Origin of the sequence: Methylobacterium nigriterrae (assembly GCF_037106235.1) — a bacterium.
GTDB lineage: Bacteria > Pseudomonadota > Alphaproteobacteria > Rhizobiales > Beijerinckiaceae > Methylobacterium > Methylobacterium nigriterrae.
The window spans coordinates 1-14,815 of record NZ_JBAWTG010000112.1 but is presented as its reverse complement, the minus strand read 5'-3'; the positions used below and the strand labels follow the sequence as shown (position 1 = coordinate 14,815).

13 protein-coding genes and 2 pseudogenes are annotated in these 14,815 nt (G+C 63.7%); 7 read left to right on the top strand and 8 right to left on the bottom strand.

Annotation, left to right across the window (positions count from 1 at the left end; all coding sequences use genetic code 11):
• Window positions 1-204: 204 nt before the first annotated feature.
• Entirely contained in the window at window positions 205-951 is a 747-nt protein-coding gene (locus WDW90_RS29155; RefSeq protein ID WP_336490994.1) for an ABC transporter substrate-binding protein, read from the bottom strand.
• A gap of 154 nt (window positions 952-1,105) precedes the next feature.
• Between WDW90_RS29155 and WDW90_RS29150 the strand changes: the two genes are divergently transcribed.
• Window positions 1,106-1,894, top strand: coding sequence for a substrate-binding domain-containing protein (locus WDW90_RS29150; RefSeq protein ID WP_336490993.1), 789 nt, complete (start codon window positions 1,106-1,108; stop codon window positions 1,892-1,894).
• Between the two features lie 239 nt (window positions 1,895-2,133).
• Here WDW90_RS29150 and WDW90_RS29145 read toward each other — a convergent pair.
• The 3 genes from WDW90_RS29145 to WDW90_RS29135 all read right to left on the bottom strand — a co-directional run bounded on the left by WDW90_RS29145 (window position 2,134) and on the right by WDW90_RS29135 (window position 5,469).
• A protein-coding gene (locus tag WDW90_RS29145) for an IS3 family transposase (protein ID WP_336490992.1) occupies window positions 2,134-3,485 on the bottom strand; the annotation gives its coding sequence in 2 pieces (ribosomal slippage) (window positions 2,134-3,149 and window positions 3,149-3,485; 1,353 coding nt in all).
• 734 nt (window positions 3,486-4,219) lie between these two features.
• Window positions 4,220-4,696, bottom strand: coding sequence for a Ros/MucR family transcriptional regulator (locus WDW90_RS29140; RefSeq protein WP_336490991.1), 477 nt, complete (start codon window positions 4,694-4,696; stop codon window positions 4,220-4,222).
• Window positions 4,697-5,223: 527 nt separating this feature from the next.
• On the bottom strand, window positions 5,224-5,469 hold the full coding sequence (locus WDW90_RS29135) for a hypothetical protein (RefSeq protein ID WP_336490990.1): 246 nt from the start codon (window positions 5,467-5,469) through the stop codon (window positions 5,224-5,226).
• A 289-nt stretch (window positions 5,470-5,758) separates the two neighbouring features.
• On the opposite strand from WDW90_RS29135, the gene WDW90_RS29130 reads away from it, so the two are divergent.
• From WDW90_RS29130 to WDW90_RS29105, 6 genes and pseudogenes are all read left to right on the top strand, one after another.
• Window positions 5,759-7,747 carry an adenylate/guanylate cyclase domain-containing protein gene (locus tag WDW90_RS29130; RefSeq protein ID WP_336490989.1) on the top strand — a complete coding sequence of 663 codons (1,989 nt, stop codon included), beginning with the start codon at window positions 5,759-5,761 and terminating at the stop codon, window positions 7,745-7,747.
• Between the two features lie 694 nt (window positions 7,748-8,441).
• A complete protein-coding gene (locus tag WDW90_RS29125; protein WP_336490996.1) occupies window positions 8,442-9,014 on the top strand; it encodes a Ros/MucR family transcriptional regulator in 573 nt (190 codons plus the stop codon).
• Between the two features lie 496 nt (window positions 9,015-9,510).
• Window positions 9,511-9,729: a CDGSH iron-sulfur domain-containing protein gene (locus WDW90_RS29120; protein WP_336490988.1), complete on the top strand. Its 219-nt coding sequence runs from the start codon at window positions 9,511-9,513 to the stop codon at window positions 9,727-9,729.
• Window positions 9,730-9,834: 105 nt separating this feature from the next.
• Window positions 9,835-10,422, top strand: a pseudogene (locus WDW90_RS29115) (STAS domain-containing protein); the annotation flags it as partial.
• Window positions 10,423-10,488: 66 nt separating this feature from the next.
• On the top strand, window positions 10,489-10,782 hold the full coding sequence (locus WDW90_RS29110; protein ID WP_336490995.1) for a c-type cytochrome: 294 nt from the start codon (window positions 10,489-10,491) through the stop codon (window positions 10,780-10,782).
• Window positions 10,783-11,195: 413 nt separating this feature from the next.
• Window positions 11,196-11,936, top strand: a complete 741-nt coding sequence (locus tag WDW90_RS29105; protein WP_336490987.1) for a cyclic nucleotide-binding domain-containing protein — start codon at window positions 11,196-11,198, stop codon at window positions 11,934-11,936.
• A gap of 9 nt (window positions 11,937-11,945) precedes the next feature.
• On the opposite strand, the pseudogene WDW90_RS29100 reads toward WDW90_RS29105, so the two are convergent.
• The 4 genes and pseudogenes from WDW90_RS29100 to WDW90_RS29085 form a co-directional block, all read right to left on the bottom strand.
• Window positions 11,946-12,256: pseudogene (locus tag WDW90_RS29100) on the bottom strand (c-type cytochrome).
• Between the two features lie 416 nt (window positions 12,257-12,672).
• Window positions 12,673-13,353, bottom strand: coding sequence for a helix-turn-helix domain-containing protein (locus WDW90_RS29095; protein ID WP_336490986.1), 681 nt, complete (start codon window positions 13,351-13,353; stop codon window positions 12,673-12,675).
• Between the two features lie 86 nt (window positions 13,354-13,439).
• A complete protein-coding gene (locus WDW90_RS29090) occupies window positions 13,440-13,820 on the bottom strand; it encodes a response regulator transcription factor (protein ID WP_336490985.1) in 381 nt (126 codons plus the stop codon).
• 227 nt (window positions 13,821-14,047) lie between these two features.
• The gene (locus WDW90_RS29085; RefSeq protein ID WP_336490984.1) at window positions 14,048-14,386 is read right to left on the bottom strand and encodes a CBS domain-containing protein; all 339 of its coding nucleotides are present in this window, start codon (window positions 14,384-14,386) and stop codon (window positions 14,048-14,050) included.
• Window positions 14,387-14,815: the final 429 nt, after the last annotated feature.

Below are 14,815 nucleotides of genomic sequence, written 5' to 3'. Positions count from 1 at the left end.
TGGCACATTGGTACTGAATGAAACCTAACGAAGGCTTGCCCTATATTCGGTCTGAGCCGCGCTCTCTACGAGGAGGTGCAGACGAGGCGTAACGGGCCCCGCGGCTCCTATGAGGCGCCGCTCGCGGATTGGGTTTTACGGAACCAGACATGCCTAGCAGGCGGCCTCAACCCTCTGGGAAACATACGGAACTGCAGGTGGGCGCTATGGGACGCGCGATTTCGGAGCGACTGCAGCGTCGCGCTGTCCGCTGTTCGTCAGGGCCTCCGCAACGAAGCCTGAGGCCTTCATCTCCTCGATGAACTGGCTCATGTAGGCAGCCGCTTTCTCTCGTCCCCGAGGTATGGCGACGGCCTGTTCGATCACCATGAACCGGCCCGGGAGGACGCGAACGTCCGGATGCTCCCGCGCATAGGCTTCGAGCGGCTGCCGCACGGAGGCGACAGCCTCCAGATGATCCCGCGCGAACACCATGACGGCGTCGAGCGAGGTCGGCGCGAAGACGCGCTCGGCAGCCTTGAGATGGCGACCCAGGTAAAGGTCGTAGGCCGTGTTGCGACCGACCGCGATCCGCACGCCCGGCCGGTCAACCTGATCATTCTGCGTGATCGGCGATCCAGCGGGGACCATGTAGGTCCCTTCGATGATCACGTAGGGTGGGCTGAAGGCGATCGTCTCGGCGCGATGCGGGTCGATCGCCAGGAAGGCCATGTCCCATGGCTTCGGACCGGCCAGAGCATCAACGACCGCGCCGGCGGTGTCGAAGGTTGTAAAGGCGACGGGCACGTTCAACCGGCGGCCGAGTTCGCGGGCCAGTGCTGCCGAGACGCCACTGGGCTCCCCGTCTGTCCCCTTCTGGGCAAGCACGACGTTGCCGTAGTTGATGGCGGCCCGCAGCGTTCCTGTCGGCGCGATCTCGCGCACGAGTTCAGGAGGAGGGTCCTGGGCCATGGCTCCATCCTCTGGCAGAGAGGCGAGAAGGGCGAGTACGCCGAGGAACAGGGAGGTCAGCAACCGTCCCGGCCGCCGATGTCGAAGGACCATGGCTTCACCCTGCTTCTCTCACGATGCGCCTCCCCCCGTGAGGCACAAGAAGGTACGGACGATGCTGACACGTTTCATGGCCAGATTGGCATTCAGCTTCGGGGTGGCACTCATGGCATTTCCAGGTCATGCGACGGCAGAGATCACCGTCATGATCTCGGGCGGTTTCTCCCTGGCGTATCAGGAGGTTCTCCCTGAGTTCGAGCGCGACACGGGCATTGCCGTCACCACGTTGTCCGGCTCGTCCCAGGGAGCGGGTCCAAAAACCATCAGGTCTCAGCTTGAGCGCGGTGTGCACGCCGATGTGGTCATCCTCTCCAGGGAGGGTCTGGACGAGCTTGTCGCGGCGGGCCGGATTGTCGGCGGCTCGGATACAGAACTGGCGCGTGTGCCCCTCGCTGCAGCAGTGCGCCAGGGAAGCCCGAAACCCGACATCAGCAGCGTTGATGCGCTCAAGCGGAGCCTTCTCCATGCACGGACGGTCAGCATGCCCGAGAGCACCAGCGGTCAGTTCCTGAAGAACGTGGTGTTCCCGAGGCTTGGGATCGCCGACAAGGTGTCTTTGAAGGTCGTGCCCCGGGGGATCGACTCCACATCGATGTTGGCAGCTGGCGGGTCAGATCTCGCTCTCGGGCCCGTCAGCGAGTTGGTGAACCAGCCTAACGTCGAGCTTGTGGGTCCGCTCCCTGAGGACGTGCAACTTGTCCAGGTGTTCACGGCGGCGATCGTCAACACCTCACGCCATCCGGACGAAGCGAAGCGGCTAACGGAGTTCCTGGCTTCCGATCACACCACGGCAGCGATCAAGAAGGCTGGCATGGAGCCGGTCAGCAATCGCCGTATGCGCTAGACGCCTACTCCGCGGGCCGCTTGCCTGACGTTCCAATAGGGCTTGCCCGTGCGGAACGCTCCGGGCCCGCCGAGAAGCCGGTCCAAGCGGGTGCTCGTGCGATTTGGAATGCGCGTGCGCCGCCCGTCAAAGAGCCCAATGGAACGGCCACGCATTCAGCGCAGGTGTCCGTCGTCAGATGATTTGAGACGAGTTGGGGCGCTCAGGAACGGAGGCTCTGGTCCACCTGGGGTGGGACGTTAGGCAGCCCGCGCGTGGTGGCGCAAGCGGCGATCCATGAGGGTCTGGCGCTTGATCCGCGCTCGCTCGCGCAGGATGGCCTCGCCACGGCCGAAGTAGACGTCGGCCGGGGTGAGGTTGCCCAGGCTCTCGTGAGCCCGGACATGGTTGTAGTGCTCGACGAAGGCGGCGACCCGCGCCTCCAGCTCCCCGGGCAGGTAGGCGTGTTCGAGCAGGATGCGGTTCTTGAGCGTCTGGTGCCAGCGCTCGATCTTGCCCTGCGTCTGCGGATGATGCGGCGCGCCGCGGATATGGGTCATGCCCCGGCTGCCGAGCCATGTGGCGAGATCGCCAGCGACGTAGCTCGATCCGTTGTCGGTGAGCAGCCGTGGCCGATGCACCACCTGCACGTGGTCGAGCCTGGCTGCCGTAAGCGCGAGGTCGAGTGTGGTGGTGATGTCACCGACCTGCATCGTCGCACAGAGCTTCCAGGCTACGATGTAGCGCGAGAAGTCATCCAGCACCGTCGACAGGTAGTACCAGCCCCAGCCGACAACCTTCAGATAGGTGAAGTCCGTCTGCCAGAGCTGGTTGGGCGCGGTGGTCTTGTCGCGGAACGCTTCCGCTGCCTTGACGACGATGTAGGCCGGGCTGGTGATCAGGTCCTGAGCTTTGAGCAGACGGTAGACGGTGGCTTCCGAGACGAAGTAGCGCCGCTCGTCGGTGAAGCGCACGGCCAGCTCGCGCGGGCTGAGTTCCGGCTCTTCCAGCGCGAGAGCGACGATCTGCTCGCGGACCTCGGCCGGCAGGCGGTTCCAGACCCGGCTCGGTCGCGAGGGGCGATCGACCAGAGCCTCGGGGCCGCCGCGTTGGTAGGCGTCGTACCAGCGGTAGAAGGTGGCGCGCGGGATGCCGAGCTTCTCCAGGGTCCTGCGGACCGGCAGGTGGGATTGGTCGACCAGCCGGATGATCTCCAGCTTCTCAGGGGCCGGGTACCTCATGCCTCGTCGCCCCCAGCCCCGCTCATGCTTTTTTTCAGCAGGCGGTTCTCCAGGACGAGATCGGCCACAACCTCCTTCAGCACACCCGCCTCGCGGCGCAGCTCCTTGACCTCATCAGCCGTGGCGGCCCTGGCCGTGTCGCCGGCCAGCCGCTTCTTCCCGGCTTCCAGGAACTCCTTGGACCAGCCGTAGTACATCGAGGAGGCGATACCTTCGCGCCGGCACAGCTCGGCGATGCTGTCCTCCCCGCGCAGGCCTTCCAGCACGATGCGGATCTTCTCCTCAGCCGAGAACTGCCGGCGCGTGGCGCGGCGGATGTCCTTGATCACGGCTTCTGCCGGCTTCCGCGCCGGTCCAGATGTCTGCTTCATCTTCGCTCCTGTGGCTACGATGAACCAGTCATCCTCCGTTCGTGAAGACCCTCAATCTGTCTCAGGAGCGCTGACGGCGGACAATACAGACATCATCGGAGATCCGTCGCATTCCTGATACATCGGGGATCCGGTGTTCACCGAGGACCTTGCGCAGACCCTGAAGGGCGACCTCGACCGAAACGCCATCTCAACTCGGGCCAAGGCTAATGCAGGCGGCTTCCGGCTCATCAGCCCGCAGGCTCTCGTGCATCATGGAGAGCCAGCGGCCTAGGTACGCTGCCCCCCGACGTGGAGGCACGTGGAGATGAGCGGCCACGCCTGTGGGGCGGATGATCACCCCACACGCAGAGCGGCCGTACTCAGCAAGCTTCTCTGTCGGTGGGTGTCTCCAGCAGCGTGCTTGGCAGCGGGAATGGGACGACGTTGCTGCCGACAGTCGAAGCGGTGGGCTCAGCCGACGTAGCGCCCTGCACTCTTCGCGATTTCAGGCTGGCCGCCTTGGCAACCTGCCGGATCGTTCTCACGTCGCCCCCGCTGTCCAAGCGCCGCTGCATCTGCCGGCGCACCCAAACGGGAATCTTCTCGTGATCGTACATTGCCGCCCCCTGGCAAAATTCGACGCCGAACCTTGACCATGATGGCGGCGGAGCCATCCGCATTTGTTAAAGGTAGATAGAAAATGCCGGACTGGCCGAGCCATGCAGCAAGGCGGCGACAGGTAATTGGGTGGCCTACTTCCGGCTCCGGCCTTGGCCCCTGCTCTGCCCGGCCTCGGCCGGAACGCCCGCTCGTCCAAGCCCGATAGCTTTGGCGAGTTCGGAACGTTGGGCGGCGTAGTTGGCGGCCACCATCGGGTAGTCGGCCGGCAGGCCGAAGCGGGCCCGGTAGCTGTAAGGGTCGAGCCCGTGGCCGGTCAGGTGGCGCTTCAGCGTCTTGTACGGCTTGCCGTCGATGAAGCTAATCAGCGCGTCCGGCGTGATCGACTTCCGGATCTGCGAAGCCGTCGGCTTCTCGACTTCGGGCTCAGTGGTTGCGGCCGTAGGCTGAGAGAGCTCAAGGAGCGAGGTATGGACGGCTCGGATCAGACCGGGAAGTTCTCCAGCCGCTACATGGTTGCGGGTCACGTACGCCGACACGATCTGGGCGGCCTGCTCGACGAGTGGATCGTCCTGGGGTTGTGGCTGAGAAGTGACGTCGTCCGATTCCATGGCGAGCCTCCTTACCAACCGCTACGTAGTTCTCCGCACCCTGTTGGGTAGGCTAGAAGCGGGTGATGCTGGAAACCTCAACTATCGAGATCGGAAGAGGGCTGCCTGCACTCGGCGGCCCCGCAGGTCGGCACCTGCTTAGGATCTGTACGCGTCGAGTTGGACCCGCCCGGCGCCGGTGATCCTGAGCCGAGCAGGTTTCTCGCAGACACGCATAACCGCTCCTTCAGCGACCAGGGCATTGAGGGCGTCCGCCAGGGCCCGGAACGGCAGCCGGGATCGTGCGGACGCTTCCAGATCCTTGAACGGAACCCCGGCCTCACCATGCTAGGGATCAAAGGCTCCGAGGATCTCCAGAGCCGTGACACTGTGTAGCGAGTCCGGTCGTGGTGTCCGTGGCCGCATGGCGCCTCTCCCTTGCCGATGCCGGTCCGCCCTGCTGACCTACCCTCGGCCGAGAACAATCCCTCCAGCTTGGCGAGGCGGGTGTTGGACGCCTCTGAACCCTGACGCAGCATTGGGTTTGCTCAGCGGCGGGCCGCCGCCAAAGATGCCGATTTGCAGGCGGCTATGCCCGCCAGCCGAAGCGCGCGGGCAATTACAATCTGCGACGCTTCCGCTGCGCCACCATCTTCTGCTTCCAACTCCAGGGCCAGTAGGAGCTTAAGCAACATTTCATCCTGCTGACGTGGTGAGTCTGACAAATCCTCGGCCAGAGCAGCGACCAGCCGCTGAATGAAGGGACATGACAGTGAAGACGTCGAGCTTTCCATGGGTCGATCTCAGCGCTCCGACTGCAGGAGCTATAACTGCGGCGTACAATTCAACAACGTTGATGGCGGATCAATACGTCAGATGAGGGAGGTGAACTGCAGAGCAGCAGCTTCAGCCTTGCCTCTCAAGCTGTTCGATTAGTTAAAAGTGGCTGGGCCGCAACGATAAATCTGTGCTGAACGGCACAGTCACATGTGGCAGCAGGACCGTACCGCCTGGTCACCCGCTGTGTTAGAGTTCAAGAGCAAAGAAGCGTGAGCGATCATCACAGTTCGCTCAGGAGGGGGCATGCACAAGGTCGGCGCAGAACGTCGTCTGGCAGCCATCATGGTCGCCGACATCGTGGGCTACAGCCGCCTCATGGGTGCGGACGAGGCGGGAACCCTGCGGCGCCTGAAGGCACTGCGCCGGGAGGTCCTCGACCCCAGCATAGCCGCTGCTCATGGACGGATCGTCAAGACCATGGGCGATGGGCTCCTGGTCGAGTTCCCGAGCCCGTTGCGAGCCGTCACCTGCGCTGTCCAGATCCAGCGTGCCATGCTGACCCGGGACGTCGGTCTGCCTCCGGACCGGCAATTCCGACTGCGCTTCGGCATCAACGTCGGCGATGTGGTGGCGGAGACGGACGGTGATCTGTACGGCGACGGTGTCAACGTGGCGGCCCGCCTCGAGCCACTGGCCGAGCCCGGCGGTCTGTGCATCTCCCGCTCAGTCCACGATCAGGTCCGAGACAAGCTGTCCTACCGCTTCGAGGATCTGGGCAAGCGGGAACTGAAGAACATCGCCCGTCCCATCGGCGTGTTCGGCCTCTCGGCTGCCGCCATACAGGCTCTTCCGGTACAGGTGGCCGAGGACGAGCCAGAGGAGCATCTGGCGGATCCGGCCGGCACCGCAGGTCGACCTGCACGCCATAGGCCGGCCTCGAAGCGCCTCCTGCTGACCGCCGGCGTTGCGACTCTTCTTGTGGCGGGCGGGCTGGGCTGGTGGTCCTGGTCCACTCACAAGGCACCTGATGCCCAAACCGGTGCCGCATTACAGGCGAGCAGCACGCCCAAGCCGGTGCCGGGCCTCTCCCTTGTGGTGCTGCCTTTTGCTAACCTCAGCAATGACCCGGAGCAGGACTTCTTCGCTGACGGGCTCACGGAAGATCTGACCACCGACCTGTCACATCTGGCGGGCAGCTTCGTCATCGCCCGCAACACGGCCTTCACCTACAAGGGCAAGGCGGTCGACGTGAAGCAGGTCGGGCGTGACCTGGGTGTCCGCTACGTGCTGGAGGGCAGCGTCCGTCGCACCGGCGAGCGGGGGGTGCTGAATGCGCAGTTGATCTCAGCCGAGACAGGGGCCCACATCTGGGCAGACCGCTTCGAGGGAGAGCGCAGCCGACTGGGCGAGTTGCAGGTGGAGTTCGTGGCCCGGCTCGCCCGGTCGCTAGATGTCCAACTGACCGAGGCCGAGAGCCTGCGGGCTCTTCGTGAGCGCCCTGACAATCCGACAGCCGCCGATCTCGCCATGCGTGGATGGGCAGCCTTGAATAGGCCGAGGACAAAAGCCAATTCGGCCGAAGCCCGCACTCATTTTGAGCGAAGCCTTCAAATTGACTCTGAGAACCCTCAATCAAAAATAGGGCTTGCCCGAGCAATTGCGCAGCAAATTAATATTTGGGCAAGTCAAGATATCGATACCGACACATCCCTCGCGAAGAGACTCGCATTGGAAGGATTAGAGGCTCGCCCACAAAGCCCGATGGCGCATTACGTTCTTTCAGAAGTGTTGAGAACAAGCAAAGAGTTCGAGAGAGGGCTTCGCGAGGTAAAGATCGCAATCGAGTACGACCAGAATATGTCCATCGCCTACGCGCTTGCCGGCATAACAAATCTATGGGCTGGAAGGGCTAAAGATTTATTCGAGCTTGTTGAAAGGGCGATGCGCCTCAGTCCGAAGGACACTTCCATGAGCGCGTGGGAGTATTACATATGTCATGCGCATACTCACCTCGGGCATTGGGAGAAGACGCTAGAGTGGTGCAATAGATCGGTGGAGCATACCCCGTACTGGGCCGCCTACGTCGACCTCGCCGCGGCTTATGCATGGTTGGGGCGGAACGAGGACGCCCAAGAGGCCGTAAAGCAGATACTGAATCTCATGCCCGGATACACCGTCCAGAAGTGGGTGCACGCTGACTGGTCAAGAAATCCGACGTTCCTTGCCGAATACCAGCGCATCATCGAGGGCTTGCGTAAAGCTGGCCTCCCGGAAGGCGAGGCGCAGCGTTAGGAACAATCGAGTCTGTGAGTAAGGAAGTCATCACAGAGGAGCATGAAGGCTGGGCGTCTGTAGAGGAAGCTCACCGCCTAAACCGAACTAACCTCCTCAAGTCTCTCGACTTGGGTAGCCAGACATGTGCCTCTTCCCTTCCGATGTGGGGGTACGAAGGCAGATTCGCAAATTTCTCTGTATTCAGCCTACAATACCAATTTTGGAGTATAAACCCCAGCACCTTCACGCCGAGCATCGGAAGTGCGATAAGGAGAAAGCAACCCGACTTGCCTCCACTTATTTGGCTCGCCATTGTCCTGTGGTTTGCTCCTCCTGTTCCTTGGCTCGGGTTCCTGCTATTGCCTGTAATCAGCGCACGCAATCTCCTCGATCCGGTTCGATAGGGTTTGCTTGCGTGGAACGACGACGGCAGACGGGCGGCGGACTCATAAGAACGGGTTCCACTTCAGGCCCACGGAACGTCCCGGACCAAGGCCGGCGACCGGATTGTGGGAGCCGCCGCCCGCCCCTTTTAAAACGACTGCGAGCATCATCACCAATGAGTCGAACCAAGGCCATCGGGGCTGAAGAAGCGACTTTTTCAGCATGCTTTGCATAAATTTCGTTCAAAATTCGTCTTATCACCAGTCTGCCACTTGCGGTTTTTGTAGAGGCGCCACAGATCGTGCAGATCTTCATGGCGGAGGTTAATATGAATGAAACTGGCGAAGCATCCCAGGACAATCACCTCGAACTCACAAGCGACATCGTCGCCGCATACCTCTCGAACAACCACGTATCTGCCGCCGAAATCCCGGCTCTGATCGCTCAGGTTCACTCGGCGCTGACTGGACTCGGACAAGCTGGAGCGTCAAGCGAACCGGCGGTGGTAAAGCTCACGCCGGCCCAGATCAAGAAGTCAATCACGGCCAACGCTCTGATCAGCTTCGAGGACGGGAAGCCGTACAAGACGCTGCGCCGCCATCTCACGATCCGTGGCCTGACGCCCGAGGCATACCGGGAGAAGCATGGACTGCCTCGTGATTACCCGATGGTGGCAGCCTCCTATTCGGAACAGCGGTCGTCTCTCGCTAAGAGCCTGGGCCTCGGCCAGCAGCGTCGCAGCGCGGCCACGAAGGCAGCCAGTAAGCCAGAGACTCTGTCTGAAACTCCGAAGAGCCGTGGCGGTCGCAAGAAGGCTCCGGCAAGCACCCCGGCCTCGGCAAGAATTGAGACACCGGCCAAAGGACGCAGCCGTAAGAGGGCGCTTGAGCCTGCCGAGTAGGCTGAAGCAGGCGGCTTCATCCTGCCTGCAAGGGCCTGGTATGGAAAGCTGTTTCGGCTCGGCCGAAGCGGTCCATTGGTCTCTCATTCAAGGGGCTGGCTAGCATTGTCGCAGATCCGGCGCAGTAGGCGACGGATGCTATTCTCTTCCCTCCCCCAGTTAAGGGCACCTGCTAAAAAGTTATATTAGGAAGGGTCCTTGACAGGGGGCGGAGAATTTCGCCACCGAGGGCCGCAGGCCCGAGGCCGAGACGCAGGCGAGGTGGGTCACACCCCGCCATATTGCGTCGAAGCAACCAGAAGACGTCCACACGCCGGGACGAGGCAAGCCGTCCCGGCTTGAGGTCCTTGAGCGATCTGGATCGCCTCTCGGCTCATTTGTTCCAGTCCCTCGCAGATCATGTCATGCTCGATCTTCGTTACGACGGCGGGTCGCCTCCTCTCGGGCGAACAATGGGTCTATGATGGGTGCCATGGAGGCAGCGTGGAGAGGTCCGATGGCCGATGTGAAGATCACCGTGAGACGAAACGGACCCTATTCCGTTTCTGGCGCGATTGAATTGGTGGACGCCGACGGCAACCTTTACGCCGTACAGGACAAGGCGGCGCTTTGCCGTTGCGGCGCATCCTCGACCAAGCCGTTCTGCGATGGCACGCATTCAAAGATCGGCTTCCAGGCTGCCGAACGGGCGGTGCCGGAATCGGTTGAGAAATGAGCTTCGCGGAACTCCTATATTGAGGCGAAAGAGGCGGCTGGCGCCTCGTTTATGGCCGGACCAGTATCCCCACAGATTCGGCGGAGTAAGAGCCGGGCCTAGGCAAGCATGGCCGAGAAACATGAGTTCGCGACCCTGATCCGTGCCTCGCGCGGCGACGCAGTAGTGCTGCTGGCGACGTTCCTGCTCGTCGTGTTTCGCGATCTGACCGAGGGCATTCTGGTTGGCTTTGGACTTGGTGCTCTCCTGTTCCTGCATCGCATGGCGCAGGCGGTCGATGTCGAGCGTCCACAGCCGATGATTGAGGAGGATTTGTCCGATGCGGCAGCTGCAGGGCGGGGCGGCCGGGTTCCCTACGACGCACGCGTCGCAAGCGATCCGGACGTCGTCGTTTGCCGGATTTCCGGCGCGTTCTTCTTCGGCGCCGCGGATGCCGTGAGAGATGCCCTCGACCGCATCGGTGAACACCCCAAGGCTTACGTCATCGATTTCTCGGCCGTGCCGCTCCTGGACTCGACGGCGGCTGCCACGATCGAGGGGTTTATGCGCAAGGCGCGGCGGCAGGGAGCGGCCATCTACATCGCGGGCGCCCGTCCGCCGATCCGGCGTGTCCTGCTGACGCATGGCGTCAAACCACCCCAGGTGCGGTTTCGATCGAGCGTGACGGACGCACTCGCGGTCGCACACCGATAGGCTCACCCAAGCAGGGAAACTCGGATGAAGCAGCGTTGTGTCGAACTCGCCTCGGCCGTGCTGGCCATGGCCCTTCTCCTGCATCAGCCTGCAGCGCAGGCGCTCGAACCACATGCGCAACGCGGCTACGCCTTCTTGCAAGCCAACTGCGCGCGCTGTCATGCTGTCGGGCGAGCCGGAGGCAGCCCCCTTGCAGAGGCTCCTCCGTTTCGGACGCTCCATGAGCGCTATCCGGTCGAAAATCTCGCGGAAGCACTGGCCGAGGGTATCACCACCGGTCACCCCTCGATGCCGGAGTTCAGCCTGGACCCGGGGCAAGTCGATGACGTGATTGCCTACCTCAAGACACTTAAGAAGTGACTGTGCTCCACACCGTGTCGGTTCGCTGTCCGCCGGGCCTTCCTCAAGGCAGGCCTGTGTGACGACGTCGGGCCCTCTGGCGTGCTGAACACGAGGTTCAGGATGGATGGATCCCGTTGACCGGCCGGGTCACCTCGCAACGCGCGAAGGCCGAGGCTTACAGCGCGCACAGCGGCGTGCCGGGCTTGGCAGGTATCGTCAATCTGACGGAAGTCGCCGAGCCGATGTTCACGGCCACGCTTGCGGAGGTCCAGAACCTTGCAGGGGCCTCGCAGGCACGGTCTCCTCCTGACCGACGTATCGCGGATTGCGTTGGATCAATGCGCCACCGTCGCCGCACGCCATCCTCGACAAGTGGGGCGCGTCGCTCCCTTGGCCGGCAACGTCGCCGGCCGCTCTCCGGGAGAGTTGGCATGCTGGTCGATACGGGTTCTCGCGAGGCGTCCGTGCATGCCTGCCATCACAGACGGTCGGAGAATGGCTGCGAGGATTGCAAGGTCCGGCTCATCAGCGTCTGCTCGACCCTGGCGCTCTCGGAGCTAGAGGAGATGGAGGCGCTCAGCCAGCACCTCAGCCTCGACAAGGGCCACGCCCTGTTCGCTCAGGACGAGCCAGCCAACGCCGTCTTCAACGTCATCGAAGGATCGCTGCGGCTCTCGCGCCTCCTACCCGACGGGCGTCGCCAGGTGATGGGCTTCGCACTGCCCGGAGACTTCCTCGGCCTTGCTCTGCAGGAGCGCCACTCAGTCTCGGCCGAGGCGCTCACGGCGGTGAAGACCTGCCGCTTCGAGCGGCGGGACTTCACCAGCGTGGTCGAAGCCAAGCCGCACCTACTCAGGAGCCTGCACGAGAGGGCCGGTTACGAGCTCACGCTGGCGCAGGATCAGATGCTGCTGCTAGGCCGACGCACGGCCCAGGAGAAGGTCGCCGCCTTCCTGCTCGGCCTGCGCGAGCGCTACGCTCGCACCGGGCACGCCTCTGTCACGGTCGAGCTTCCGATGGGGCGCCAAGACATGGCCGATTACCTCGGCCTCACCATCGAGACGGTCAGCCGCATGCTAACTCGCCTCGACCGTGCCCATGCGATCCTGCTCGTGCCCGGCGGCGCGCGTCTGCTCGACGTGCCGAGGCTAGAGGACCTTGCCGCTAACTGAGACGAAGCCTCAGCGCTCCACCGACTTGAGGTAGGCAATGAGAGCGCCGACCTGATCAGGCGCGGACTGGAACTCGGGGATGCCTGGATGCTTTCGACCGGCGCCTCAGCCAAGTCCTCGGCGGGATAGCGAGTGTGAAGCTGCCGGAAAGGCGGCGCCTCCTGCGCGTGGCTTGGCCCGACTTTGCCCACCGCGTAGCAGCGGGCGCAATTCGTCTGAGCAAGGGGCCTCCGCGCGACCGGGCCGTACCAGGCCGAGGCGAGTTCTGTCCAGGCGAGCGCGAGCAGCGTGAGGGCTCCGGTCCGGATGACGCGCAGCATCCGTGGCTCGTCAGGCAGCAGACGGGCGTCGCCTGTAGGGTCTGGTGGGTCACTCCCCCGAACATCCAAGCGCGCACCAGCGAGTGGCCGCAGCACCCATGACGATCAAATCCGTATTCTGCCGCTGGACGAAGCGCAGGATCTCGTCGGCGGTCTCCCCAGCGACCGCGTTCAGGCGGTGGGTAGTGACTGGGCGCCATGGCGGGCCAGGTGCCAGGAAACATCCTCGGCGCCTTGGAGCGGAGCCTCGCCGCCCGCGGACGTGAGCGAGGAAGAACTTCGTGCCGCTCCACGCTTACCTTCAGTTCTCGCCCATCCGCGACGTCCTTCGCCGTCTTGAGGGGAGCCGTAGGACCGAGATGTCCACCGCCATCGGCTATGGCCTTCCCGGACTGGCTCAGATCGGACGCCTTCTCTCAGGCCGCGATATGGCGAAGGGCAGCCGCGTTCCGCAGGACGACGGCGCGGCGGTTGGGGGGCAGCTCGATCAGACCGTCCCGCTCCAGCTGAGTCACGGCGCGCGAGACGCTCTCCACCGTAAGACCGAGATGGTCGGCGATGTCGGCCCGCGACATCGGCAGATCCAGGGACGTTCCCTGCTGCGCCACCCGTTCCGAGAGTCCCAAAAGGAAGCTGGCGATCCGCTCCTTGGCCGATTTCCGCCCCAGCAGCATCATGTGATCCTGCGCCCGCTCAAGCGAGCGCATCATGGCAGACACGACCTCGCGGGCCAGACTGCCGTCGTCGCTCGTGAGCGCGCCACGCTCCCGGCGGTAGACGACCAGTTTCGTGTCGGTCACGGCTTCCGCGCTGAACCGGTGCTCCTCGCCGGCCTCGACGCCGAAGATGTCGCCCGGCAGGTGGAACGCGTCGATCTGGCGCCGGCCGTCGGACAGAAGCTTGTAGGTCCGCGCCGCGCCCGAGACGACCTTGTAGAAGGCGGAGCGGTCTCCCTCGGCGAACACCTCCGCGTCGGCTTCGTAGGTGCGGCGCGTGCCGAGCCTCGGCTCCGCGGCGGGACGGAGCACCGGAGCCTGGTCGAGGAACCCGGTCCCGAGGGCGGGAAGGAGGCCATCATTGGCGAGGACTGTCTGCATGGGAATCTCGGTGCGGTGCGCGACGTGAGCTCTGGGCTACGCCGCGTGCGCCGACCGCGAAATTCCGATGCTTCTCTTAAGGGGTTCTACGTAAGCGTCGGCGAGCGAACCAGGGAAGGCGCTGCGAGAGCGTCACGTATGCCATCCAGCAGCGATCCATCCTCGAACGGCTTCTCGACGACTTGGCGAACGCCGGCACGCGCCGCACGCGTCCGCAGGGCCTGGGTGCATCGGCCGGTGATCAGGATGACCGGCAGGTCGACTTGGCGACCGCGTAGCCGGCCGACGAGTTCGACGCCGTCCATCCCGGGCATGTGGTAGTCCACCACGAGACAACCCGCCGCGGGCAGAGCGACCTCGCCTAGCAGGTGGGAGCCGTCCTCGTAGAGGCGCACGTCGAGTCCTTCGAGCTCAAGAATGAATTTCATCGAGTGCCGGACCGCTTCGTCGTCGTCGACGACCAGCACGGGTCCCGTGGATGTGGACATAGTGACATCAATCCTGACTTCGTTTCCGATTAGCTCCCGGCCGGGGACACTGCCTTGATCTGGCTCAACCGAACGGACGTCACGAACGGATGGTGCGGGCCGAGGCCGGACGGCCGAAGCGAGAGCGCCGTCTCCCGCACTTGATCGCGACTGACCGCGGCGGTCGAACGCGCGGCAAGGCTCGGGCATGGCCTACCCGGACGTGCTCAGCCGAAGGGCAAGACCTCGTTCGCTTCCCGAGAGCGTTGGTACATGAAGCCATACTCGGTTGGGATGTCCCGTAACGAGAGTATGCCGATCACCTCTTCGCCCTGCATCACGGGCAGGTGACGGTGGCGGCCCTCGAGCATGAGCTGGAGCGTGTCGACCAAGCTCGCGTGCGCCGGGAGCGTCCTCGGGGCGCGCGTCATCGCCCCGCGAACGAGCGTAAGCATCGGATCCCGATGGGCGGCGATGACGCGCCCGGTCACGTCACGCTCGCTGATGATGCCGACCAGCCTCGTGCCGTCGAGAACCGCGAGAGCCCCGACGCCGTGCTCCCGCAAGCGCCGGCAGGCATCGGCCACCGTCGAGTTAAAAAGGAACGCTGTGGAGGGAGTGGCCCTTGATGTGGTCGGCGATGCTGCGGGTGAGCATCTCACTGCTCCTCTGCGGGCTTGGCAGAACGCGTGTGGCATCCCTGGCCTGAGGTAACCGGCCTCAGTTCCGACGTGCAGTTCCCAGGCTACCCGTCGCGATGCCCTTGTCGAGAAGGCCGCCTCTCGGAATGTCCGCCGCCTCGTGGCCCTTCTCGATAACGCGACACGCGTCGGCCTTGATTTGGATCAAAGTACCGGATGGGGCCCCGAGCAGAAATGCGGTTCCCGCCCCGACCTGGACACGCCATGAACGCAGCCTTCCCGACCCCCCTCGCCGACGAGAACCAACGGCTCCTCAGCCCGGACGAGCTGGAGGCGGCCCTGCGCGACATCGGC